The organism is Caulobacter sp. HMWF025 (genome assembly GCF_003060965.1).
Taxonomy (GTDB): Bacteria; Pseudomonadota; Alphaproteobacteria; order Caulobacterales; family Caulobacteraceae; genus Caulobacter.
This window is the reverse complement of sequence record NZ_QAII01000028.1, coordinates 11817-34768: the sequence shown is the minus strand read 5'-3', so window position 1 is coordinate 34768 and position 22952 is coordinate 11817. Positions and strand designations below refer to the sequence as shown.

18 protein-coding genes are annotated in these 22952 nt (G+C 68.7%); 12 read left to right on the top strand and 6 right to left on the bottom strand.

All coding sequences use genetic code 11. The features are described 5' to 3' along the window. Positions 1-31: 31 nt before the first annotated feature. The 4 genes from htpX to DBR10_RS03420 all read left to right on the top strand — a co-directional run bounded on the left by htpX (position 32) and on the right by DBR10_RS03420 (position 4921). The gene (gene htpX, locus DBR10_RS03435) at positions 32-967 is read left to right on the top strand and encodes a zinc metalloprotease HtpX (RefSeq protein ID WP_108504228.1); all 936 of its coding nucleotides are present in this window, start codon (positions 32-34) and stop codon (positions 965-967) included. 92 nt (positions 968-1059) lie between these two features. Continuing rightward, on the top strand, positions 1060-2559 hold the full coding sequence (locus tag DBR10_RS03430; protein WP_108504234.1) for an NAD(P)/FAD-dependent oxidoreductase: 1500 nt from the start codon (positions 1060-1062) through the stop codon (positions 2557-2559). Between the two features lie 2 nt (positions 2560-2561). Continuing rightward, a complete protein-coding gene (locus DBR10_RS03425; RefSeq protein WP_108504227.1) occupies positions 2562-2990 on the top strand; it encodes a GtrA family protein in 429 nt (142 codons plus the stop codon). Next, positions 2987-4921 carry a hypothetical protein gene (locus DBR10_RS03420; protein WP_233243238.1) on the top strand — a complete coding sequence of 645 codons (1935 nt, stop codon included), beginning with the start codon at positions 2987-2989 and terminating at the stop codon, positions 4919-4921. Before DBR10_RS03425 ends, DBR10_RS03420 begins: the two co-directional genes overlap by 4 nt. On the opposite strand, the gene DBR10_RS03415 is transcribed toward DBR10_RS03420, so the two are convergent. Beyond that, entirely contained in the window at positions 4891-5073 is a 183-nt protein-coding gene (locus DBR10_RS03415) for a hypothetical protein (protein ID WP_108504226.1), read from the bottom strand. The genes DBR10_RS03420 and DBR10_RS03415 overlap by 31 nt on opposite strands. A 251-nt stretch (positions 5074-5324) precedes the next feature. Between DBR10_RS03415 and DBR10_RS03410 the strand changes: the two genes are divergently transcribed. From DBR10_RS03410 to bglX, 3 genes are all read left to right on the top strand, one after another. After that, positions 5325-6674: a sugar MFS transporter gene (locus DBR10_RS03410; RefSeq protein WP_108490156.1), complete on the top strand. Its 1350-nt coding sequence runs from the start codon at positions 5325-5327 to the stop codon at positions 6672-6674. A gap of 182 nt (positions 6675-6856) precedes the next feature. Further along, a complete protein-coding gene (locus DBR10_RS03405; RefSeq protein WP_108490157.1) occupies positions 6857-8197 on the top strand; it encodes a dicarboxylate/amino acid:cation symporter in 1341 nt (446 codons plus the stop codon). A gap of 68 nt (positions 8198-8265) precedes the next feature. Then, positions 8266-10575: a beta-glucosidase BglX gene (gene bglX / locus DBR10_RS03400; protein WP_108556140.1), complete on the top strand. Its 2310-nt coding sequence runs from the start codon at positions 8266-8268 to the stop codon at positions 10573-10575. Here the strand turns inward: bglX and modB are convergent. Continuing rightward, a complete protein-coding gene (gene modB / locus DBR10_RS03395) occupies positions 10572-11231 on the bottom strand; it encodes a molybdate ABC transporter permease subunit (RefSeq protein WP_108504225.1) in 660 nt (219 codons plus the stop codon). The genes bglX and modB overlap by 4 nt on opposite strands. Positions 11232-11234: 3 nt before the next feature. Continuing rightward, positions 11235-11993, bottom strand: coding sequence for a molybdate ABC transporter substrate-binding protein (gene modA, locus DBR10_RS03390; protein ID WP_108504224.1), 759 nt, complete (start codon positions 11991-11993; stop codon positions 11235-11237). Positions 11994-12088: 95 nt separating this feature from the next. On the opposite strand from modA, the gene DBR10_RS03385 reads away from it, so the two are divergent. Next, positions 12089-12877 (top strand): TOBE domain-containing protein, encoded by a 789-nt coding sequence (locus DBR10_RS03385; protein WP_108556139.1) that lies wholly within the window; start codon positions 12089-12091, stop codon positions 12875-12877. Between the two features lie 76 nt (positions 12878-12953). Next, positions 12954-13109 carry a hypothetical protein gene (locus tag DBR10_RS19015; RefSeq protein WP_158272189.1) on the top strand — a complete coding sequence of 52 codons (156 nt, stop codon included), beginning with the start codon at positions 12954-12956 and terminating at the stop codon, positions 13107-13109. A gap of 2 nt (positions 13110-13111) precedes the next feature. Here DBR10_RS19015 and DBR10_RS03380 read toward each other — a convergent pair whose 3' ends face one another. Both DBR10_RS03380 and DBR10_RS03375 read right to left on the bottom strand, forming a co-directional pair. Continuing rightward, a complete protein-coding gene (locus tag DBR10_RS03380; RefSeq protein ID WP_108504222.1) occupies positions 13112-15424 on the bottom strand; it encodes an enoyl-CoA hydratase-related protein in 2313 nt (770 codons plus the stop codon). Continuing rightward, entirely contained in the window at positions 15421-16590 is a 1170-nt protein-coding gene (locus DBR10_RS03375; protein ID WP_108504221.1) for a CaiB/BaiF CoA transferase family protein, read from the bottom strand. Before DBR10_RS03375 ends, DBR10_RS03380 begins: the two co-directional genes overlap by 4 nt. A gap of 156 nt (positions 16591-16746) precedes the next feature. Between DBR10_RS03375 and DBR10_RS03370 the strand changes: the two genes are divergently transcribed. Further along, a complete protein-coding gene (locus DBR10_RS03370) occupies positions 16747-17622 on the top strand; it encodes a LysR family transcriptional regulator (RefSeq protein ID WP_146184085.1) in 876 nt (291 codons plus the stop codon). A gap of 173 nt (positions 17623-17795) precedes the next feature. Continuing rightward, on the top strand, positions 17796-19598 hold the full coding sequence (locus DBR10_RS03365) for a caspase family protein (protein WP_108504219.1): 1803 nt from the start codon (positions 17796-17798) through the stop codon (positions 19596-19598). Positions 19599-19617: 19 nt separating this feature from the next. Here DBR10_RS03365 and DBR10_RS03360 read toward each other — a convergent pair whose 3' ends face one another. Then, on the bottom strand, positions 19618-20553 hold the full coding sequence (locus tag DBR10_RS03360) for a LysR substrate-binding domain-containing protein (protein WP_233243236.1): 936 nt from the start codon (positions 20551-20553) through the stop codon (positions 19618-19620). 105 nt (positions 20554-20658) lie between these two features. Between DBR10_RS03360 and katG the strand changes: the two genes are divergently transcribed. After that, entirely contained in the window at positions 20659-22872 is a 2214-nt protein-coding gene (gene katG / locus DBR10_RS03355) for a catalase/peroxidase HPI (protein ID WP_108504218.1), read from the top strand. Positions 22873-22952: the final 80 nt, after the last annotated feature.

Here is a 22952-nt window from a genome sequence, read left to right as displayed (position 1 = left end):
GTTCGACATCTTCGACTGACCCTGCGGAGCCATGAACCACTTCAAGACCTATCTGCTGCTGGCCGGCCTGACCGCCCTGTTCATGGGGGCCGGCTTTCTGATCGGCGGGGCGGCGGGGATGATGCTTGCCCTGCTGCTGGCCCTGGGCCTGAACGCCTTTTCCTACTGGAATGCGGACAAGATCGTCCTGCGCACCTATGGGGCGGTGGAGGTCGACGAGACCCATCCTGACCGCCGGGTGCGGGACTATGTGATCGATGTGAAGGCCATGGCCGACCGGGCCGGCCTGCCGCGGCCGCGGATCTGTCTGATGGACAACGGCCAGCCCAATGCCTTCGCCACGGGGCGCGATCCGGATCATGCCGCCGTCGCCGCCACCACCGGCCTGCTGTCCCTGCTCGACCGCGACGAGATCGCCGGGGTGATGGCTCACGAACTGGCCCATGTGAAGAACCGCGACACCCTGATCATGACCGTGACGGCGACCATCGCTGGCGCTGTCTCGGCCCTGGCCAACTTCGCCTTCCTGTTCGGCGGCTCGCGTGATGACGAGCGTCCGGGCGGCGTGATCGGTGCGATCGCCCTTGCGATCCTGGCCCCGATCGCGGCCATGCTGGTGCAGATGGCCATCAGCCGGGCCCGCGAATATGAGGCCGACCGGGTCGGGGCGGCGATCGGCGGTGATCCCGCCGCACTCGCGAGAGCCCTGCAGAAGATCGAGGCCTATGCCCGGGGCGGAGCGGTCAATATCGACGCCGAACGCAATCCGGCCACGGCCCACATGTTCATCATCAATCCGCTGAACGGGAAGGGCGCAGACAACCTGTTCTCGACCCACCCCGCCACCGGTAACCGGGTGGAGGCCCTGATGTCGCTGGGCATCGGCCAGGGGACTCGCAGGTCTGCGGTTCGCACCGCCGTGCCGGTCAGCGCGCCACGCCGCAGCGGGCCCTGGAGCCAGGGCTGAGGCCGTTCACAATTAACGGCGATTCACCACGTCTGGCGCCCGGACCTTAACCACAGGCCGCCATCCTGTTTCGAAACGGGATTGGAATGGACATGGCCCAGCACGTCGAGACCCTTGTGATCGGAGCCGGCCCGGCGGGCCTGACCACCGCTTACACCCTGGCCAAGGCCGGGCGGGGCGTCACCGTGCTCGAGATGGACCCGACCTATGTGGGCGGGATCAGCCGGACCGTCGACTACAAGGGCTTCAAGTTCGACATCGGCGGCCACCGCTTCTTCTCGAAGAGCAAGGAAGTGGTCGATCTCTGGAACGAGATCCTGCCGGACGACTTCATCGACCGGCCGCGCCTGTCGCGGATCTACTACCGTGAAAAGTTCTATGCCTATCCGCTGAAGGCCTTCGAGGCGCTCGGCAATCTGGGCATCTGGACGGCGACCAAGTGCATGGCCTCGTTCGGCTGGGCCAAGGCCCGCCCGATCCAGGACCCGACGACCTTCCACCAGTGGGTCCGCAACCAGTTCGGCGAGAAGCTGTTCTCGATCTTCTTCAAGACCTACACCGAGAAGGTCTGGGGGATGAGCTGCGACGAGATCTCGGCCGACTGGGCCAGCCAGCGCATCAAGGGCCTGGATCTGGGCGCGGCCATCATCGACGGCGTCAAGCGCTCGCTCGGCATCCGGGCGAAGACCGGCGAGGGCGCGCCCAAGACCCTGATCGAAAGCTTCCGCTATCCGCGCAAGGGCCCCGGCATGATGTGGGAAGCCTGCGCCGACAAGATCTCCGCCCTGGGCGGGAAGGTCCTGATGGGCCGCAAGGTCGAGGGCCTGCACTATGACAAGGTCGCCCGGTTGTGGACGGTCAATGTCGCCTGCCAGGACGGCACCCGCGAGACCTTCACCGCCGGCGACGTGGTTTCGTCGGCGCCGATCCGCGAACTGATGAGCGCGATCAGCCCGACGCCGATCAGCCTCTTCCACGCCGGCGAACTGATGTACCGCGACTTCATCACCGTGGTCCTGATCGGCTCGCCCCAGAAGGAGCTGCCCGACAACTGGATCTATATCCACGACCCGTCGGTGAAGGTCGGCCGCGTGCAGAACTTCCGCTCGTGGTCGCCGGAAATGATCCCGGACGGCGTCTCCACCTGCCTGGGTCTCGAATACTTCTGCTTCGAGGGCGACGGCCTGTGGGTGTCGCGCGACGAGGACCTGGTGGCCCAGGCCAAGCGCGAGATCGGCAAGATCGGCCTGATGGCGCCCGAGGATGTCTATGACGCCTGCGTGGTGCGCCAGCACAAGGCCTATCCGGTCTATGACGACGCCTATGCCGAGCACATCAAGATGATCCGCATGGACCTGAAGCTGCACTTCCCGGGCCTGCACCTGGTGGGGCGCAACGGCATGCACAAGTACAACAATCAGGACCACGCCATGATGACGGGCATCCTGACCGCCGAGAACATCCTGGCCGGCGAGACCGTCCATGACGTCTGGGAGGTCAATGAGGACGCCGAGTATGGCGAGGCCGGCGTTTCGGGCGCACGGGAGGCCCTGCGCAGCGAACGCGCCGTGCCGCGCAAGGTCGCTGCCTGAGCATGATCTCCCTGCAGGGCCTCTATCATCGGCTGCCGCTGGGCGTGCGCGAGCTTCTGGCCTATGGCCTGGCCAGCGCGGCGGCCCTGTCGGTGGATGCCGCCCTGATGGTGGTTCTGATCGATCTCGGGGCCCACTATCTGGTCGCCACGGCGGTCGGGTTCTGCGCCGGGATCGCGGTGGCCTATGGCCTGAGCGTCTCGATGGTGTTCCGGCATCGGGCGATCGCCGACCGCCGGCGCGAGTTTGCGGGCTTTCTGGCCGTCGGCATGATCGGGCTGGTCCTGACCCAACTGCTGATGGCCTTCTGGGTTTCGCTGATCGGCCTTGAGCCACCGGTCGCCAAACTGCCCACGGCGGGGCTGGTCTTCGTGTTCAACTTCGTGGCTCGCCGGACACTGCTGTTCAGCCGGCCTGCGCCCCGGCCTTGAGCGCCCTGGACGTCCGCCCCGGGACCGGAGCCGCCCGGACCGGGCAGGCCTGGTGGGCGGTGCTGGCGGCCTTCAGCCTGTTTGCCCTCAGCCGAGCCTATCAGGGCGTTCGGCACGACGGACGCCTCTATATCGCCGACGCCCTGGCCAAGCTGGACCCCGGCGGCATCGGTCGCGACCTGATGTTCATCCACGACGGGCAGTTCGGCTTCAGCATCTATACGCCGCTGCTCAGCCGGATGATTGCTCATCTGGGTCTGTCCCAGGCCTCGCTGCTGATGGTGGGCCTGACCCTCGTCCTGTGGTTTGCCGCGCTCCTGTTGCTGGTCGAGCGCCTGGCGGCCGACCGCAGCGCCATGGTCCGCTGGGCGGTCCTGGTCTTCATCATCGTCCTGCCACCCTATTATGGTCCGCTGAACGTCATCAGCTTCGGGGAGCCCTTCGCCGTGCCCCGGGGCCTGGCCGAGGCCGCCGGCATGGCGGGCATGGCGGCCTTTCTGGCCAACCGGCGCATCCTGGCCTTCGCCCTCTACGCGGTGGCCATGGCCCTGCATCCGATCATGGGCCTGTGCGGCCTGGCGGTCGTCTATCTGGCCCTCTGTCTGGAAGACCGCCGCTGGCTGGTTCCCGGCCTGGCCGGCGGCGTGATCCTGGTCGGCCTGGCCCTGGCCCGGGTTCCGGTCGCCGACCGCCTGCTGGTGCCGATGGACCCGGAATGGCGCGCCCTGGTCGAGGCTCGCAGCCCGATCCTGTTCACCGCCCACTGGCCGCTGCAAACCTGGAACCGGCTGGCCGTGCAGATGGCGACCCTGGCCGTGGGCGTCAGCCTGCTGACGGGCAAGGCGCGATCCCTGGCGATCGGCGCCCTGCTGGCTGCAGCCCTCGGCGTGCTGGTGCTCGTCCTGCTCGGCGACGGCGCGTCCCTGCTGCTGATCCTGCAGGTCCAGACCTGGCGGATGCTGGAACCCATGGCCTTGCTGGCCGCCGGAAGCCTGGCCCTGGCGGTTGTTGCCCTGCCCGGGCGCGGGGCCACGGGCCTGATCACCCTGGCGGCGCTGGTCTGTGGCTGGCTGTTCATGGATCAGGGCGTCGTCGGGCTCGGCGTCGCCGTGGTCGTCGCCGCGGCCCTGCTGCTGGACGGCCGGATGACCTGGAGTCGGCCCGTTCTGGTCAGCCGGTTTGCGACCGGCGTGATGCTGGCAGCGCTGGCGATCTTCCTCACCACGCGGAGCCTCGCCCTGGCCTCCGCCCTGATCGCCCTGCCGGCGGCCTGGCCCTTCAGTCTCGGCCTCGTCTGGAACAGCGGGGTTCCAGGCACCGCCGTGGCCCTGCTGGTCGGCCTCTGGTTGGTGCGGGACTGGCCCCTGCCGCGTCCTGCCGTGCTGATCACGGCAAGCCTGACCCTCGCTGCCCTGGCGGCCGGACTTTGGGACGACCGCTCGGCCTATGTGAAGTTCCGCGACCGGGGAGGGGATCCCGCCCTGCGGGCCCTGATGGCCTCCCGTCCGGGCGAGGTGCTGTGGCTGGCCGGGGACATGGAGCCCTGGGTTCTGGCCGGACGCCCCAGCTGGGCCAGCAAGATGCAGGGAGCCGGTGTGGTGTTCTCGCGACCGCTGGCCGTGGCCCTGAATGGGCGCGTCAATCGCCTGTGGGAGACCGGTCTGATCGGTCGCGACTGGCTTGAACCGCTGACGGCTGCCGATTCGCGTCCGGCCCGTCCGACCCGCGCACGGCTTGAGCGCTTTTGCGCGGCCGCCGATGCGCCGGCCTGGATCGTCTGGCCCCGTACGGACGACCTGCCGCTGGACCCGGCGCTGGCGGCCCGCGACTGGCGACCGGGCGCGCCCTATGCCCTGGAACTGGTCGGACCGGCCGGAACCGGCTGGCTGACGGCCGGGCGCTACGCCGTGATTCCCTGCGCCGGCGGCTGATCGACGGGAAAGTCGCGGCCTTCGGGCTTCAGGGCGTTCGGCGTCCGCAGGGCCCGTGCTCCCTTGCAGATCAGATGCACCAGCAGGTCCAGCACGCCGATCACGGCGGCGAGGGCGAAAATTCCACAGCTCAGAACAACGACCAGTGACATCACGACAGTACTCCCCTTTAGTCTGCAAAAGGGTCTGAAAGCGGGTTTTGTTCCCGTGTTGCGGTGCCCTGATTTCGCCTTTTGCGACACTTTGTGTTGACAACGTTGTCACGCTTGAGGGGAATGCGCGCGTCCCGCGAAGACGGACAGGGAGTGAAAGAATGACAGGCATGGGTGTCGGCGCGCACAAGTTCAGCGCGCGCTCAAACGGGTCGGCGGATCGCCGATCGCTGCGGAACGAGGGCTGATCGATGTCTGACTCCGCCATCACCGCCAAGACCGGCAAGGGCATGCTCCTGGCCGTCGTCTATGTCACCTGTCTGTTCTTCATCTGGGCGCTGGTCACCAACCTGCTCGACCCGCTGCTGAAGACCATGAAGACGGTTTTCACCCTGACCCCGATCCAGGCTAACCTGACGGGCTTTGCGTTCTTCATCGCCTACGGTGTCATGTCGATGCCGTCCGCCGCCTTCCTGTCGAAGTTCGGCTATGCCAAGTCGGTCATGGTCGGCCTCGGCGGCATCGTCGCCGGCTGCTTCATCGCCATCGCCGCCGCCAAGCTGCACACCTTCTCGCTGGTGCTGACGGCCCTGTTCGTGATGGCTTCGGGCATCACCCTGCTGCAGGTGGCCGCCAACCCGCTGATCGCCTCGCTGGGCAAGCCCGAGGACTCCTCGTTCCGGCTCAACCTGTCCCAGGCCTTCAACTCCCTGGGCGCGGCCTGCGGCCTGTGGTTCGGCGCCAACTTCCTGCTCAAGGGCGAGATCTTCGAGAAGGGCGCTGTTGTCACCGAAGTGATGCGCGAACAGGCCCTTGGTTTCGTCTCGAACGTCTATCTCGCCATCGGCGTGGGTCTGGCCCTGTTCATCGTGGCCATCTTTATGGTCCGCAAGCAGATCACCGAGGCTGCACCGGAAACCGGCAAGCTGGTCAGCCCGCTGTCGGCCCTGACTTCGAAGTGGGCCAATCTCGGCGCTCTGGGCATCTTCCTCTATGTCGGGGCCGAGGTGGCGATCTCGCTGAACCTGCTGCTGTTCCTCGAGCAGACCAACATCCTGAACATCTCGGCCGAGCAGGCCGGCAAGCTGACGACCTTCTACATGGTGTTCGCCATGATCGGTCGGTTCGGCGGTTCAGCCCTGCTGAAGGTGGTCAAGGACTATGTCCTGCTGACGGTTGTGGCCGTCGGTGCGATTGCGGTCTGCCTGGTCGTGATCGTCAGCAAGGACATGGTGCCCACCCCGCACGCCGGAACCCTGAACCTGATCCTGGCCCAGGCTCCCCTGACCAGCGGTCTGATTCCGGCCTTTGCGGCCCTGCTGATCGGCCTGTTCAACTCGATCATGTTCCCGACCATCTTCACGATGACCCTGCAGCGTTCGACCGCAGCGACCTCGGCGACCTCGGGCCTGCTCTGCATGGCCATTGTCGGCGGTGCCGTCCTGCCGCTGATCTTTGCCTCCATCGAGCAGGCGACGGGCTCGCGGGCCCTGGGCTTCATCGCCCCGCTGGCCTGCTACGTCTATGTGCTGTGGTTCTCGTTCGCGGCCCGCAAGGCGCCGGTGCACGAGATCACCGAAGCGGTCGCCGGCGGTCACTGACCGTTTGACTGACTGAACCAGTGGACGCCCGCCCCTGCACCCTGCGGTGCAGCGGCGGGCGTTCTGCTGTCTGCGTACCGGTCTGTCCGTTAGGTTTCCTGAAGGCGAGACCGGAAAAGCGGGCTGGAAAAACCTGCCGTTCCGCAGGACAGTGCGTTGAGATTTTCGTTTCAGGATCCACCATGGCCGCCGCCCCCACCAAGACCCGCTTCATCAGCGGCTTCGGTTTTCAGGTCCTCATCGCCATGGTCATCGGCCTGGGCCTCGGCCTGCTGGCGCGCGACCTCGGTCCGGCCAAGGGCGAGGCGGGCTATGTGCTGGCCGAGACCCTGCGCCAGATCGGCTCGATCTTCGTCCAACTGCTGCGCACCCTGGTGCCGCCCCTGGTCTTCACGGCCATCGTGGCCAGCATCGCCAACCTGGCCCAGCTGCAGAACGCCGCGCGTCTGGTCTGGCGGACCCTTTTCTGGTTTGCCGTCACCGCCCTGATCGCCGTGCTGATCGGCATCGCCCTGGGTCTGGTCCTGCAGCCGGGCCTGCACACCACGGTCGCGGCGACCGAAGCCCATGCGCCCAAGACCAACGGCTCATGGCTCGACTTCCTGACTGGGCTGGTGCCGTCCAACATCCTCGGCCTGAACGCCTCGACCTCGATCAATGATGCCGGGGTCGCCAAGACCTCGCTGTCGTTCAACGTCCTGCAGATCCTGGTTATCGCCCTGGTGGCCGGCATTGCGGCCCTGAAGTCCGGCGAGGCCGGCAAGGGCTTCCTGGCCTTCAACGCCTCGGCCCTGGTCGTGGTGCGCAAGGTGCTGTCCTGGGTGATCCGCCTGACGCCGATCGGCACTATCGGCCTGCTGGGGACGGCGGTGGCCCAGTATGGCTGGACGACGCTCGGCCAGCTGGGGGCCTTTACCGGCGCGATCTATCTGGGCCTCGGGCTGGTCCTGTTTGTCGTCTATCCCAGCCTGCTGGCGGCCAATGGCCTGAACCCGCTGAAGTTCTTCGCCGGTGCCTGGCCGGCGATCCAGCTGGGCTTTGTCTCGCGCTCCTCGGTCGGCACCCTGCCGGTGACCGAGGCCGTGACCGAGCACAGCCTGGGCGTTCCGCGGGCCTATTCGGCCTTTGCCGTGCCGCTGGGGGCGACGACCAAGATGGACGGCTGCGCGGCGATCTATCCGGCCATCTCGGCGATCTTCGTGGCCCAGTTCTTCGGCCTGCATCTGGGTCTGTCGGACTACTTCCTGATCGTCTTCGTCTCGGTGATCGGTTCGGCGGCGACGGCGGGCCTCACCGGTGCCACGGTCATGCTGACCCTGACCCTCTCGACCCTGGGCCTGCCGCTTGAAGGTGTCGGCCTGCTGCTGGCCATTGATCCGATCCTCGACATGGGCCGGACGGCCGTCAATGTCGCCGGCCAGGCGCTTGTCCCGACCCTGGTCGCCAAGCGCGAGGGCATTCTCGATCTCGAGGTCTACAATGCCGGTCGCAATCCGGCCGACGCCCTGGCCGCCGCCGAATAGGCGAGGCCGGTTGCGCGCCGGCCCTTTAGCGGCGAGTTTGCCGCTTCAAAGCGCGACAAAGGGAATCGATGGTGTCGAAGGCGAGTTCAGGCGGCCAGTCCGGGCCGAGCCGTCGGTCCATTCTGGCCGGAGCCGGAGCGCTCGCCGGTTATGCGATCACCGGACCGGTCCGGGCCGCCGGCCGAGCCTCGGACCGGATCGAAACCCTTCTGGCCCGCATGACCATCGAGGAAAAGGCCGGACAGCTGTCCTGCTTTGCCGACATGATCCGTCCGCCGTTCGGCGACATGAACCCGCTGATCAATATCCGCAACGCCCAGACCCTGCTGTCCGAGATCCGGGCCGGGCGGATCGGCGTGCTGATGAACGGGGTCGGCACGGCCGGCGCGATGGACGCCCAGAAGGCCGCCGTTGAAGGCTCGCGGCTGAAGATCCCGCTGATCTTTGCGGCCGACGTGATCCATGGCTTCAAGACCGTGTTCCCCATTCCGCTCGGCGAAAGCGCCAGCTTTGACCCGCACCTGTGCGAGCGCACGGCGCGGGCGGCGGCCTCGGAGGCCAGCGCCTCGGGCCTGCACTGGACCTTCGCGCCGATGGTCGATGTAGCCCGCGACCAGCGCTGGGGCCGGGTGGCCGAGGGGGCGGGCGAGGACGTCTATCTGGGCCAGGTGCTGGCCGAGGCGCGGGTGCGCGGCTTCCAGGGGCGCGACCTGCGGGCCGAGGACAGCATGGTCGCCACGCCCAAGCACTTCGCGGCCTATGGGGCGGTGACGGCGGGCCTGGAATATAACTCCGTCGAGCTGTCGGAAGCCACCCTGCGCGAGGTGCATCTGCCGCCGTTCCAGGCCGCCTTCGCCGCCGGGGCCCTGACCACCATGTCGGCCTTCAACGACGTCAACGGCATTCCGGCTACCGCCAACAAGCGGCTGCTGACCGATGTCCTGCGCGGCGAATGGGGCTTCCGCGGTGTCGTGATCTCCGACTACACGGCCGACCAGGAACTGGTCGCTCACGGCTATGCCCAGGATGATCGCGACGCAGCGCGGCTGGCGATCCTGGCCGGCATCGACGTCAGCATGCAGAGCGGCCTCTATCTGCGTTATCTGCCCGAACTGACCGCCTCCGGCGCGGTGCCCATGGCGGCGGTCGATGCCGCGGTCCGTCGGGTCCTGGGCCTGAAGGAAGCGCTGGGCCTGTTCGACAATCCCTATCGGTCGATCAACCCCGAGGCCGAGCAGGCCCGGACCGCGACCCCGGCCCTGCGCCAGCTGAGCCGCGAGTCCGGGGCCCGGTCGATCGTGCTGCTGCGCAATGAGGGCGCGATCCTGCCCCTGCCGCGGTCCGGCAAGCGGCTGGCCCTGATCGGCCCCTTCGCCGATGACCGCGACAATGTGCTGGGGGCCTGGGGCGGCTTCTTTGCCGATCGCAGTCTGAACGTGGATCTGGCGACCGGCCTGCGCGCGGCCATGACCGATCCGACCAGCCTGATCGTCGAGCGCGGCTGTGAGATCGAAACCACCCTGGCCGGCGGGTTCGAGCGCGCCGTCGCGGCAGCCCGGGCGGCCGACATCGTCCTGCTGGCCGTCGGCGAGAGCCAGGACATGACCGGCGAGGCCAAGTCCCGCACCGACATCCGCATTCCGCCGGTCCAGCAGCGTCTGGCCGAAGCCGTGGCGGCGACCGGAAAGCCGGTGGTCGTCCTGCTGCGCCACGGCCGCGCCATCGCGCTGGAAGGCGTCGTCCGCGATGCCCGGGCCATTCTGGCCACCTGGTTCCTCGGCAGCGAGATGGGTAATGCGGTCGCCGATGTGGTGTTCGGGGCCGTCAATCCGTCGGCGCGGCTGCCCGTCAGCTTCCCCCTCGAGAGCGGCCAGGAGCCCTTCTATTACAACAGCCGCACGACCGGCCGCCCGGCCCCGGCCGATCCCAATGCCCAGGAATACAAGGCCCGCTGGCGCTCGATCCGCAACGAGGCCCTCTATCCGTTCGGCTTCGGGCTCGGCTATGCGGGCTTTGCCCTGTCGGACCTGAAGCTCAGCGACAGCAAGGTGCGCTGGGGCGATCCGCTGCACGCCACGGCGCGGGTCACCAACACCGGCACGGTGTACGGCGAACATGTGGTGCAGCTTTACATCCGCGATCGCGTCGCCAGCCGCACCCGGCCGGTGCGCGAGCTGAAGGGCTTCCAGCGGGTCTCCCTGGCCCCCGGCGCCAGCCAGGAGGTGACGTTCGAGATCCGCCGCGAGCAGCTGATGTTCATCGGCGAAGGCGACCGCTGGACCGTCGAGCCGGGCGTTTTCGAGGTCATGATTGCCAATTCGTCCGTTGACGGACTATCGACCAGTTTCGAGCTTCTGGCCCATTCGGCCGGCCACTAGCGGCGGGCTGTACGGCGCTCCAGGAGCAGCAGGCTGAGGGTGACTGCGAACCCGAAGGCCAGCAGCAGGGCGGCCAGCCTGTGGGCCTGGTTCCACTCCAGCGCCTCGACCAGCTGGTAGATCTCGACCGACAGCACCTGGGTCTCGCCGGGGATGCCGCCGCCCAGCATCATCACCACCCCGAACTCGCCGATGGTGTGGGCAAAGGTCAGCAGGGCGGCGACGACATAGCCCGGGGCGGCCAGCGGCAGGGCGACGCGCAGGAACCGCTCGCGGGCCGAGGCCCCGAGGGTGGCGGCGGCCTCCAGCGGCTCGTCACCGATGGCAATGAAGGCATTGCGCAACGGCTGAACAGCGAACGGCAGGGAGTAGATCACCGAGCCGATCACCAGCCCCTCGAAGGTGAAGGCCAGGGTGCGGATGCCGAACGGCTGCAGCAAAGCCATCAGCGGACTATGCGGGCCCAGGGCGATCAGCAGGTAGAAGCCCAGCACGGTCGGTGGCAGTACGATCGGCAGGGCCACCACCGCGCCGACCACGGGTCGCCAGCCGGACCGGCCCCGGGCCAGCCACCAGGCCAGGGGGGTGGCCAGGACGAGCAGCAGGGCGGTCGTCAGTCCCGCCAGCTTCACCGTCAGCCACAGGACCTCCAGCATGGTCTAGCGGACCTCGTAGCCGTAGCGGCGGATGATGCCTTTCGCCTCGGAGCCCTTCAGGAAGGTCAGGAAGGCCTTGGCCGCCGCATTGTCCGCTCCGGTCTTCAGCAGGACGGCCTGCTGGTCGATCGGGCTGTGCTCGGTGGCCGGGACGATCCAGCGCGAGCCGCCCTTCTCGTCGATCACCTGCGACAGGGCGATAAAGCCCAGCTCGGCTGCGCCGGTCTGCACAAACTGGAAGGTCTGGGTGATCGAGGCCCCGGTGACGAGGCGGGGCTTCAGGCCGTCATAGAGCCTGCGCTTGCCCAGGGTCTCGACGGCGGCCTGGCCATAGGGCGCGAGCCTCGGGTCGGCGATGGCGAGCTTCTCGAAGCGTCCCGTGGCCAGAACCGCGCCCCGGCCGTCGACGAGGCCGGGCGTGCGGCTCCACAGCACCAGCCGTCCGGTGGCATAGGTAAAGCGCGAGCCGACCACCGCGAGACCCTCGGCCTCGGCCTTCATCGGCCGCTCGACGTCCGCCGACAGGAAGACGTCGAACGGCGCGCCATTGGCGATCTGGGTATAGAACTGGCCCGAGGACCCGAAGCTCAGCAACACCTTGTGACCGGTCCTGGCCTCGAAGCGGGCGGCGATGGCCCTGGCGGGTTCGGTGAAGTTGGCCGCGACGGCCACCCGGGTCTCGGCCGCCAGGGCGGAGGCGGTCCCGAGCAGCGACAGCAGGCCGGTGAGGACGACCGTCAGGAACGAACGGCGAGGGGACATGGACGTCGGTCTCCGAACGGCTGCGAGGCGATGATCCGCTAGCGTTATGTAGCAAGAGTGCATAACGCTGTCGCGTCCGGTCTTGAGGAGGGTCCATGACGGCTGACGGTGAACTGCGGGCCGCGCTGATCCTGCGACGCGGAGCCCTGGCCCGGGTCGGGATGGAGCGCATCGACCTGCTGGAAGCGGTCGGGGCGCAGGGCTCGATCACGGCGGCGGCCCGGACCCTGGGCCTCAGCTACAAGGGGGCCTGGGATGCGATCCAGGCCCTGAACAACCTGTTCGACGGCCCCCTGATCCTGGCCAGCCCCGGCGGCCGGGCCGGCGGCACCGCCGAGATCACCGCCCGGGGCCAGACCGTGATCCGGGCCTTTCGCGCGGTCGAACGTGAGATCGGCGCGGCCGTAGCGCGGCTGGAGGTCGGGTTGTCGGCCGCCGAGGCTCCGGACCTGGGCCAGATCTTCTGGAGCCTTGGCCTGCGCACCAGTGCCCGCAACGCCCTGCGCGGCACCGTCAGCGGCCTTGCCGGCGACCGGGTCACCGCCGAGGTCACCCTGGCCATCGGCGAAGGGCGCGAGATCGTCTCGACCATCACCCGCCGCAGCGCCGAGGATCTCGCCCTGCGGATCGGCAGTCCGGTCCTGGCCCTAATCAGGTCCAGCGTCGTCGCCGTGGGACCGGGCGCGGCGGAGGCCCGCAACCGCCTCGCCTGCATCGTCACCGCCCGCGAGGACGGCGAAAGCGCCAGCGAACTGACCCTGGCCCTCGGCGGCGGCAAGACCCTGGTGGCGACCGTGCCGCGGTCGCAAACGCCGTGTCCGGAGGTCGGTGCAGAGGTGATGGCCGGCCTCAACCCGGCCGACATTATCCTTGCGGTCGAGTGACGGTTTCCCCCGCCCGGAACCTTGCCCCGCCTCGGGGCTTGAACCCGGGGAACCGTTCGAGCCCGGAGACCCCGTCATGGCGCTCAGCCTGCCCCTGCGAGCCCTATTCGCGTCCAGCCTGCTGCTGACGGTGGCCTGTTCAGCCCGGCCGACCGAGCCCCAGCCCAGGCCCGGGCCGCACAATGCGCCGCGGCCCGTGGCCGGGGCGGCTCCCGCAGCCCCCGCCCACTAGGCTCAGCGGCCCTTCCACTGCGGCGCGCGCTTCTGGGCGAAGGCCAGCGGGCCCTCTCGGACGTCATCCGACTTGAACAGGGCCTTGACCGCCGCATAGCGGCCCTGGCCCTCGATGGCGGCCTGCAGGGTCGGCTCGGTCAGGCCGCGCTGCACCGTCTCCTTGGAGGCGCGGATCGACATCGGGCTGCAGGCGATGATGTCGGCCGCCCAGCGCCGGGCGGTGTCCAGCAGGTCGGCCAGGGGCACCACCTGATTGACGAAGCCAAGGGTCTGGCCCTCCGCCGCCGGGACCCGCCGCCCGGTCAGGATCATGCCCATGGCGTTCTTCATGCCGATCTGGCGCGGCAGGCGGTGCAGGCCGCCGGCCAGGGCTGCCAGTCCGACCTTGGGCTCTGGCAGCGCAAAGACGGCGGTGTCGGCGGCGATGATCAGGTCGCAGGCCAGAGCGATCTCGAAACCGCCCCCCATGGCGATGCCGTTGACGGCGGCGATGACCGGCTTGTTCAGGTCAAAGCGTGAGGTCAGGCCAGCAAAGCCCGTGCGCGGGATCTTCACCGCCTCGCCGCGGGCAAAGGCCTCGACACTGCCCTTCAGGTCATTGCCCGACGAGAAGGCGCGGTCACCGGCCCCGGTCAGGATCGCGACCCACTGGTCCGGATCGGCGGCAAAGCCGTCAAACACCTCGGCCAGTTCGGCATTGGCGGCGGCATTGAGGGCGTTCATCGCCTCGGGCCGGTTGATGGTGACGATGGTCAGCGGGCCTTCGCGGGTGACCGTACAGAACTGATAGTCGCCGCGCGGCCGGGCGACCGCGCCGGCCTCCCAGACGAGCTGGCCGTAGACATCCCGGCGAACCTGGCCCACGGCTCCGGCCGGCGAGCGGTCGAGCGCCGTCAGCAGGGCCAGACTCTCGGCATCGCCGCGATCCACCGTGGTCAGCACCCGCTGGCCGCCGGGCGTCCGGGCCACCACGACGCCCTGGCTGGGCTCGCCGGTGCGGCCATAGAGCACCGTCCAGGTCTCGATCGTCGCCGGGCCCTGATAGGCCTCGAGAACGTCCGGCACCGGGTCGCGGGCGGCTTCGGCCTGGGCCTGGACCGAATAGTCCGCCGCCAGAGCGACGGGGGGCGGGGCGGTGCTGACCACCAGGGCGTGGTGCTTGTCGACAAAGCCGCCCTGGCCATAGAGCAGGCCGAGACTGCCGGGAGCCTCGCGCAGGCGCCGCACCATCCCGCAGACCGCGTGGCTCATATAGTTGTTCATCGGCCCGCCGAAGAAGGTGATGCCGCCGGTCACGGTCGGCTCGGCCTGCGGCTGCTCCAGCACCTTCAGCGCCATCTTCGGGACGACCGGGAAGCAGCTGTAGAGCTCCATCAGGTCGAAGGCCTGGTCGCCGGCGATCGTCCTGGCCTGGTTCAGCACCGCTTCCTGGGCGGTGGAGTGGTCGTAGCGGTCGCGTTGCAGGAAATCGCCCGGCTCCTTGGCGGCCGCGCCGCCCCAGATATGGATCAGCCGGTCCTCGGCAATGCCGGCCGCGCGGGCCCGGGCCAGGCTGGTGACGAGGATGGCCGAGGCCTGGTTGACCATCGGATTGGCCACCATCAGCTTCGGATAGGGCCAGGCGATCAGCCGGTTGTCCGGGCTGACCGTGGCGATCTGCTCGGCCGACGGACTGTTGCGGATCCAGGCATAGGGGTTGTCGGCGGCGACGGCGGCATAGCGGGCCCAGAGGGCGGCATTGGCGGCGCGGGCCTCGCCCGGGGTCTGGCCCTCGCGGCTCTGGAAGGCGTTTTCGTACAGGGGGTAGAGCTGTGACGGATCCGACAGGCCCTGGGCGCGGGCGGCGTCGCTGAGCTCCAGCCGCGACCCGGCCAGCCGGACGGTGTCCTCGGGCCGGGCGGCCGGGGTCCAGGGCAGGTCGACGCCGGCCTTCCTGGCCTTGCCGAGGGCATGCATCGACTCGCCGCCGACAATGGCGCTGACCTGGCCCTCGCCGCGGGCGATCCGCAGGGCGGCCTCGTGCACCAGCCGGATCGGCGTTTCGCCACCCATGCTGGCATTGACCGCGCGGGCGGGCTTCACGCCGAGCTTCTCGCACAGCAGGTCGACCGGATCGGCATAGCGCCAGGTGATCTGGCCGACGAGGTCGAGCGAGTCGAGATCGGCCAGCAAGCCGCCGCCGGCCTCGGCATCGGCCCGTTCCAGGGCTTGGGCCATCAGCACCACCGGCTCCAGGCCCAGGGACACGTCCTCGGGCCGGTGCAGGATCTCGCCGGTGGCGACGATGACGGGAATGCGGGTGGCGTCGGTCATTTGCGGTCCTTCAGGTCAGCGCGGATGGCCTCGCCGTCCTGGCCCACCAGGGGGGCAGGGCGGTGGTCCGGGCGCGGATAGGCGTCGTAACGGATCGGGGCCCGCATATCGAAATAGGGCCCTTCGGTGGGGTGGATCTTGCGGTCGAAAAAGCCGGTCTGGCGCAGGTGCGGATCGTCCAGAATGTCAGCCAGGTCGCGCACGGCCATGGCCGGCAGGCGGGCGGCCTCAAGCCGCTCCAGCCAGTCGGCGGTCGTCCGGGCCGGGGTCAGGCGGGCGATCTCGCCATAGAGGGCGGTCGAATTGGCGACCCGCTGCGGCCCGGTCGCAAAGCGCTCGTCCTGCAGGACCTGCGCCCCCTCCAGCACCGTGAACAGCTTGACGACGCTGGCGTCGGTATAGGGGACAATGCTGATATAGCCGTCAGCGGTCGGGAACGGCTGGCGGTTGGGGTCAAGCTGCCGGGCGTAGCCCACGGGCCCGACCGGCGGGTCAAAGGTGATGCCGCCCAGATGTTCCTGCAGCATGAAATGGGCGAAGGCCTCGAACATCGGCACCTCGACCCTCTGGCCCTCGCCGGTGCGCAGGCGATGGATCACGGCGGCCAGAACGGCCTGGGCCCCGTGCAGGCCCGCGACCTTGTCGGCGATCAGCGACGGGAGGTAGCGCGGACGCGGGTCGCCATCGACGCGGGGCAGCAGGGTGGTCGTGCCGGTCGCGGCCTGGATGACGTCGTCATAGGCCTGCAGGTCGGCATAGGGGCCGTCCGACCCGAAACCGACGCAGTGGACATAGATGATGTCCGGCCGGATCGCCCGGACCGCCTCATAGTCGAAGCCCAGTCGCTCAATCGCCTTTTCGCGGACATTGTGGATGAAGACGTCGGCGGTCTTCAGCAGATCGCGCAGGGTCTCGCTGTCGGCCGGGGCCTTGAGGTCCAGAGCGATGGAGCGCTTGCCCCGGTTCAGGGCCAGGAAGCTGGGGCTCATGCCCATCGTATGGGCGGGCTTGGCGGAATAGCGGAAGGCATCGCCGATCGGCGGCTCGACCTTGATCACCTCGGCCCCGAGGTCGGCGAGGGTCTGGGTCGCATAGGGGCCGAAGACCACCGAGGTCAGGTCGATGACCCGTATGCCTTCCAGCATCGGCTGAGCGGTCTGCGCCATCTGTCTGCTCCCGGGATGGCGCGCGTTGCGTGCGGGCGCCTGTTCTCTCCGGCCATGGAAGCGCAAGCCGCCGGGCAAGGTCAAATAGGGATTTGGCGTGATTGATACGAAAATCGTCTGTATCCCTTCCGGGAATGCAGACTGCCTGTGAAGCCCATGGCCTTTGATATCCTGTCCGCCGTCCAGTTCGTCACGGTCGCCGAGGAGCTGTCCTTCACCCGGGCGGCGGCGCGGCTGGGCATCGCCCAGCCCTGGCTGTCGCGCCGCATCCAGCTGCTGGAGGCCCAGCTTGGCTTCCGGCTATTTGTCCGCAGCACGCGGCGCATCGAACTGACCGAGAAGGGCGAGGCCTTCCTGGCGGCGGCTCGGCCGCTGGCCTATGCCGCTGCGGCAGCGGCCCAGACGGCGCGGATGCTGGGCCGGGCCGAGCAGCGCCGGCTGCGGATCGGCGTGCCCCCCTATGGCGGCCGGATCCCGCTGCGCAGTCAGCTGACCCGTCGCTATTCGGCCGAGAACCCCGAGGTGGCCCTCGAGCTCGAGATCGGCTGGACGCCGCGCCTGCTGGAGCGGGTCGTGGCCGGGGATCTCGACGGGGCTTTCGGCATGGGCTGGCTGGACCTGCCGCTGCGCCGCCTGACCCTCTGCCATCTGGGCCTCAAGCTCAGGGTCGCGCCGCAGGACACCCTGGCCAATCAAGACGAGATCGGCACCGATGCCCTGGCCGGACGACGCGTCGCGGTATTCGCCCGGGGCCTCTATCCGGAACTGTTCGACGCCCTTTTCACACCCCTGGCCGAGCGGGGCGTGAAGCTTATCCAGACGCCGGAGTTTCATGAGCGGCTGATCGAGGACGACGGCGGGTCGCCGCCCCTGATTGTGGCCGAGTTCCGGATTCCGGGGCAGGACGGCGGGTCCGGCCCCTGGCTGGTCGATGTGGCACCGGTGCCGTTCAGCCTGTTCGTTCCGGCCGGACCGCTGGGGGCCGATGTCGAGCGGTTCTGGGCCACCGCCGGGGACCTGATCCGGCCCTGAACGACGACGTCTGGTTCGGGCTGGACAAGCGCCAAAATATCAATCTATAGATGTGTTTCGGTTGTGATGTATGTTTTTGCGTGAGTGTCGAGCGTGACGGCTGCGGGCACCGGCTATTTGCGGGCCCGTCGCGGCCGGCACGGCTGTTCCTGAAAAGCCCGCAGGAGACCCGCATGGCCAAGTCCCTCAAGATTCTCGGTGTTCACGGTCTGGGCGATCAGCGCCTTTCGGACTGGCAGACAAAATGGCCCGAGGCGGTCCGCCGGGCCTTTCCCGCCACCGAGGGGGTCGAGCTCGAGTTCGAGTTCATCGTCTATGACGACATCTTCGAAAAGACCGACATCTCGGCCTGGGAAGCCATGGGCGCGGTGGCCAAGCTGGTGGCCAGTGGTGTCAGCTCGGCCATCAGCCCGCATCGCGGTATTCTGGGCGATGTGTCCGAGAAGATCCGCTGGACGGCGGGCTATGTGGTCGCCTGGGTCGAGGATGAGGGCTTCAAGACCAGGACCCGCAAGCGGGTGTTCGAGCGGATCACGGCCTTCGAGCCGGATGTGATCCTGACCCATAGCCTGGGTTCACTGGTCACTTACAACGCCTTCACCCACCCCGAGGCCCAGGCCGAGGATGTGGCACCCCTGTTGCGCAAGGCGACCTATGTCACCTTCGGATCGCAGATCAACAATCCGTTCGTGGTGCGCAACCTGACCAATGGCCGCGTCCAGCCGCTGCAGGTCGCGGCGTGGCGTCATCTCTACAACCAGCATGACGACGTCTTTACGGCCCCGATCCGCAACTGGCCGGTGGCCAATTTCCGGCAGATCGAGACGCCGTTCGACGAGCCCGGCGTCGGCGACCACAGCGCCGAGGCCTATCTCGGCCACAACGCCACCATCGACAATCTCTGGCGGCCGCTGGCCGACGCGCTCGACGGTAAGGGTCTGGCCGGAGCGCGGGCCTTCGCGGCCTTGGCGGAGCCCACGCCCGGCAAGGCCAGGAGCAAGGCGAGGGCGGAGCCGAAACCCCGAAGCAAGCGCCGCAAGGCCCTGCTGGTGGGGATCAATGACTATCCCGAGGGGTCCCAGCGCCTGGAGGGCTGCGTCAACGACGTCTTCACGATGAGCGCCGTGCTGCAGGAGCGGGGCTTCGAGCCCGAGGCCATCCGCACCTGCCTCGACGGCCGGGCCACGGCCGACGGCATCCTCAGCCGCCTGCGCTGGCTGCTGGACGAGCCGGCGGCCGGCGACGAACTGGTCTTCTACTACAGCGGCCATGGGGCCCAGATCCCGGAGTATGGCGAAGATTTCGAGCCGGATCACAATCTCGAGGTGCTGGTGCCTTGGGACTTCGACTGGACGCCCGGGCGGGCGATTTCCGATGACCAGCTCCACGGGCTCTACGCCCAGCTGCCTTATGACACCCGGCTGGCGTTGATCTTTGACTGCTGCCATGCGGGAGGCCTGCATCGCGACGGGGCGGCACGGGCCCGGGGCATCACCCCGCCCGACGACATCCGCCACCGGCAACTGCGCTGGGACAAGGCGACCGAGATGTGGGTTCCGCGCAGCTTTCGGCGGATCAATTCAGGCTTTACGGCCGAGGCCGGGGTGGCGGACCGCTATTTCGGTCGCGACGGAGCCACCCGGCGGCTGGGTCGAGCGGCCATGCTGCGGGGCCTGTCGGCCGCCGAGAACACGGCCCTGCAGAAAGCCAATGCCGCCCAGGCCGAGGGACCCTACCTGCCGCTGATTATCGAGGCCTGCGGCGAGGGACAGCTGTCCTATGAGTACCGCCACGGCGTGATCAGCCATGGGGCCTTCACCTTCAGCCTGGCCAATCTCCTGCGGCGACAGCGGGACCTGTCGTTCGGCGAGCTGGTGGTGCGCGCCGGGGCGCAGCTGGCCGAGCTGGGCTATGATCAGGCCCCGCAGATCCTGGGGCCGAGTGCGGTGGTCGGAGCCAAAGTGATCGGGCTCTGATCCAGGTCCGGACCGGGTCCTAGGCCCGGGCCCCGGCATAGGCGCTCAGCCGCGCCGCGATGACGTCGCCGACCGCTGCTGTGGCGGCGGGGCGGGGAAAGTGGGTGCGCGTGACGATCCGGATGGTGCGCCCGGCCCGGGTCGTCAGGGGGCGCAGGACCAGGCCTGCATCCTCGGCGGCTCCGGCGGCCAGGCCCGGGATCAGGGTCGTGCCATAGCCGGCGGCGACCATGTTCAGCAGGGTCGGCAGGCCTGCGGCCCGCAGGGTCCCGCCCAGCGCCGGGGTGTGCAGGCAGACAGCCAGGGCCTGGTCGCGCAGGCAGTGGCCGTCGGCCAGGACGAGGATGTCCTGGGCCAGATCGGCCTGGCTGACGCAGGTCTGGGCGACCAGCGGATGATCGGGCGGCAGGGCCGCGAGGAAGGGCTCTTCGAACAGGGGGCGGCTGGCCAGGTCGGGGCCGTCCTCTTCTGTGGCCAGCAGGACGGCGTCCAGCTCATGGGCCCGCAGCCGCGCCAGCAGGGGGGCGGTCTGGTCCTCCCAGGGCTCGACCAGCAGGGCCGGCAGGGTCTGCCGCAGAGGGGCGAAGATCAGCGGCAGCAGATAGGGGGCCAGGGTGGGAATGATGCCCAGCCGGAATGGGCCCGACAGCGGGTCGCGCAGGTTGCGCGCTCCGGCCAGAATGGCTTCCGAGGCTGCCACAGCGTCCCGGGCCGGGCCCAGCAGCTGCCGGCAGGCCTCGGTCGGAGTGGCGGCCCGGGCGGCGCGCTCGAACAGCACGACCCCGAGGGTCTCTTCCAGCTTGCGGATCTGCACGGACAGGGTCGGCTGACTGACCCGGCAGGCCGCTGCGGCCCGGCCGAAATGTTCATGCTCGGCCAGGGCCAGCAGATAGCGAAGATCCCGCAGGTTCATGGCCGGCACACGGATGTCATAGGCATAGCCTATCGTAGTCATTGAAACTCAAAACTTCAATTAATTGCCCGGGCGAGCGACAACAGGTGACGTTTCTCGCCCGGTCAGGCGTTCTGACCGCGAGCCCCCCAAGGACTGGAGACCATCATGGACGGCAGTGACATCGCAGAACCGGCCGGCAAGTGCCCGATGGGCCACGGCGCACGCCCCCACACCCGTTCGGGCGGGCGTTCCAACCGCGACTGGTGGCCCAACCAGCTGAACCTCAAGATCCTGGCCCAGAACTCGGCCCTGGTCAGCCCGAATGCGCCGGGCTTCCGCTATGCCGAGGCGGTCGAAACCCTCGACGTCGAGGCCCTGCGCCGCGACCTGCAGGCCCTGATGACCGACTCCCAGGACTGGTGGCCGGCTGACTATGGCCACTATGGCCCGTTCTTCGTGCGCATGGCCTGGCACAGCGCCGGCACCTATCGCACCGGTGACGGGCGTGGCGGCGCGGGCTCGGGCTCGCAGCGCTTTGCGCCGCTGAACAGCTGGCCGGACAACGGCAATCTGGACAAGGCCCGTCGGCTGATCTGGCCGATCAAGCAGAAATACGGCAACCGCATCTCCTGGGCCGACCTGATGATCTTCGCCGCCGACGTCGGCATGGAGACCATGGGCTTCAAGACCTTCGGCTTCGGCTTCGGTCGCGAGGACATCTGGGAGCCCGAGGAAGACATCCACTGGGGCACTGAAGCCACCTGGCTGGGCGATGCCCGCTATACGGGCGAACGCGACCTGGACCGGCCGCTGGCGGCCGTCCAGATGGGCCTGATCTACGTCAATCCCGAAGGCCCCAACGGTGTTCCCGATCCGCTGGCCGCCGCCCGCGACATCCGCGAAACCTTTGCCCGCATGGCCATGGATGACGAGGAGACCGTCGCCCTGATCGCCGGCGGTCACACCTTCGGCAAGGCGCACGGCGCGGGCGATGCCGCCCATGTCGGGGTCGAGCCCGAAGGCGCCGGCATTGTCGAGCAGGGCTTCGGCTGGAAGAACAGCTATGGCACCGGCAAGGGCGGCGACACCATCACCAGCGGCCTCGAAGGGGCCTGGACGCCGGATCCGGTCCGCTGGGACAACGGCTATTTCGACACCCTGTTCGGTCACGAGTGGGAGCTGACCAGGAGCCCTGCAGGTGCCCATCAGTGGACCCCGAAGGACGCCGCAGCCGGCACCCTGGTGCCCGACGCCCATGACCCGGCCCGGCGTCACGCCCCGATGATGCTGACCACGGATCTCGCCCTGCGCCTGGATCCGGCCTATGGGCCGATCTCGAAGCGCTTCCATGAGGATCCGGAGGCCTTCCGCGAGGCCTTCGCCCGGGCCTGGTTCAAGCTCACCCACCGCGACATGGGGCCGGTCAGCCGCTATCGCGGCCCGCTGGTGCCGCAGGAAAGCCTGATCTGGCAGGACCCGGTCCCGGCCGTCGATCATCCGCTGGTCGATGCCGATGACGTGCGGACCCTGAAGGCCAGCATCCTCGCCTCCGGCCTGACCGTGTCGCAGCTGGTGTCCACCGCCTGGGCTTCGGCCTCGACCTTCCGGGGCTCGGACAAGCGGGGCGGGGCCAATGGCGCCCGCATCCGGCTGGCCCCGCAAAAGGACTGGGCCGTGAACCAGCCGGCGGTGCTGGCCGAGGTGCTGGCGCGGCTGGAGACGATCCGGGACGGCTTCAATGCCGGCCGGACGGACGGCAAGCGGATCTCGCTGGCCGACCTGATCGTGCTGGCCGGCGGCGCGGCCGTCGAGGCGGCGGCAAGGGCGGCGGGCCACACCGTCGAGGTGCCGTTCACCCCGGGGCGGACCGACGCGTCCCAGGACCAGACGGATGTCGAGTCGTTTGCGGTGCTGGAGCCGGTCGCTGACGGGTTCCGCAACTATCAGAAGACGGACTACACCGTGTCGGCCGAGGAACTGCTGGTTGACCGGGCCCAGCTTCTGACCCTGACGGCCCCGGAAATGACGGTGCTGATCGGCGGCCTGCGGGCCCTCGACGCCAACACCGACGGGTCACGCCACGGGGTGTTCACCGAGCGGCCGGGCGTGCTCAGCAACGACGTCTTCGTCAACCTGCTGGACATGCGCACGGCCTGGACGGCGACCTCGGCCGACGAGACCCTGTTCGAGGGCCGCGATCGGGCGACCGGCGCGCTGCGCTGGACGGCGACCCGGGTGGATCTGGTGTTCGGCTCCAACTCGCAACTGCGGGCCCTGGCCGAGGTCTATGCCCAGAGCGACGCCGGCGAAAAGTTCGTCACCGACTTCGTGGCGGCCTGGACCAAGGTGATGACCCTGGACCGCTTCGACCTGGCGTGAGGTCCGGCCTAACCGGGAAGGGGCGCGGCGCCATGCGGCGCGCCCCGATCCGTGGCGCAGACGTGGCAGGCCAGGCAACC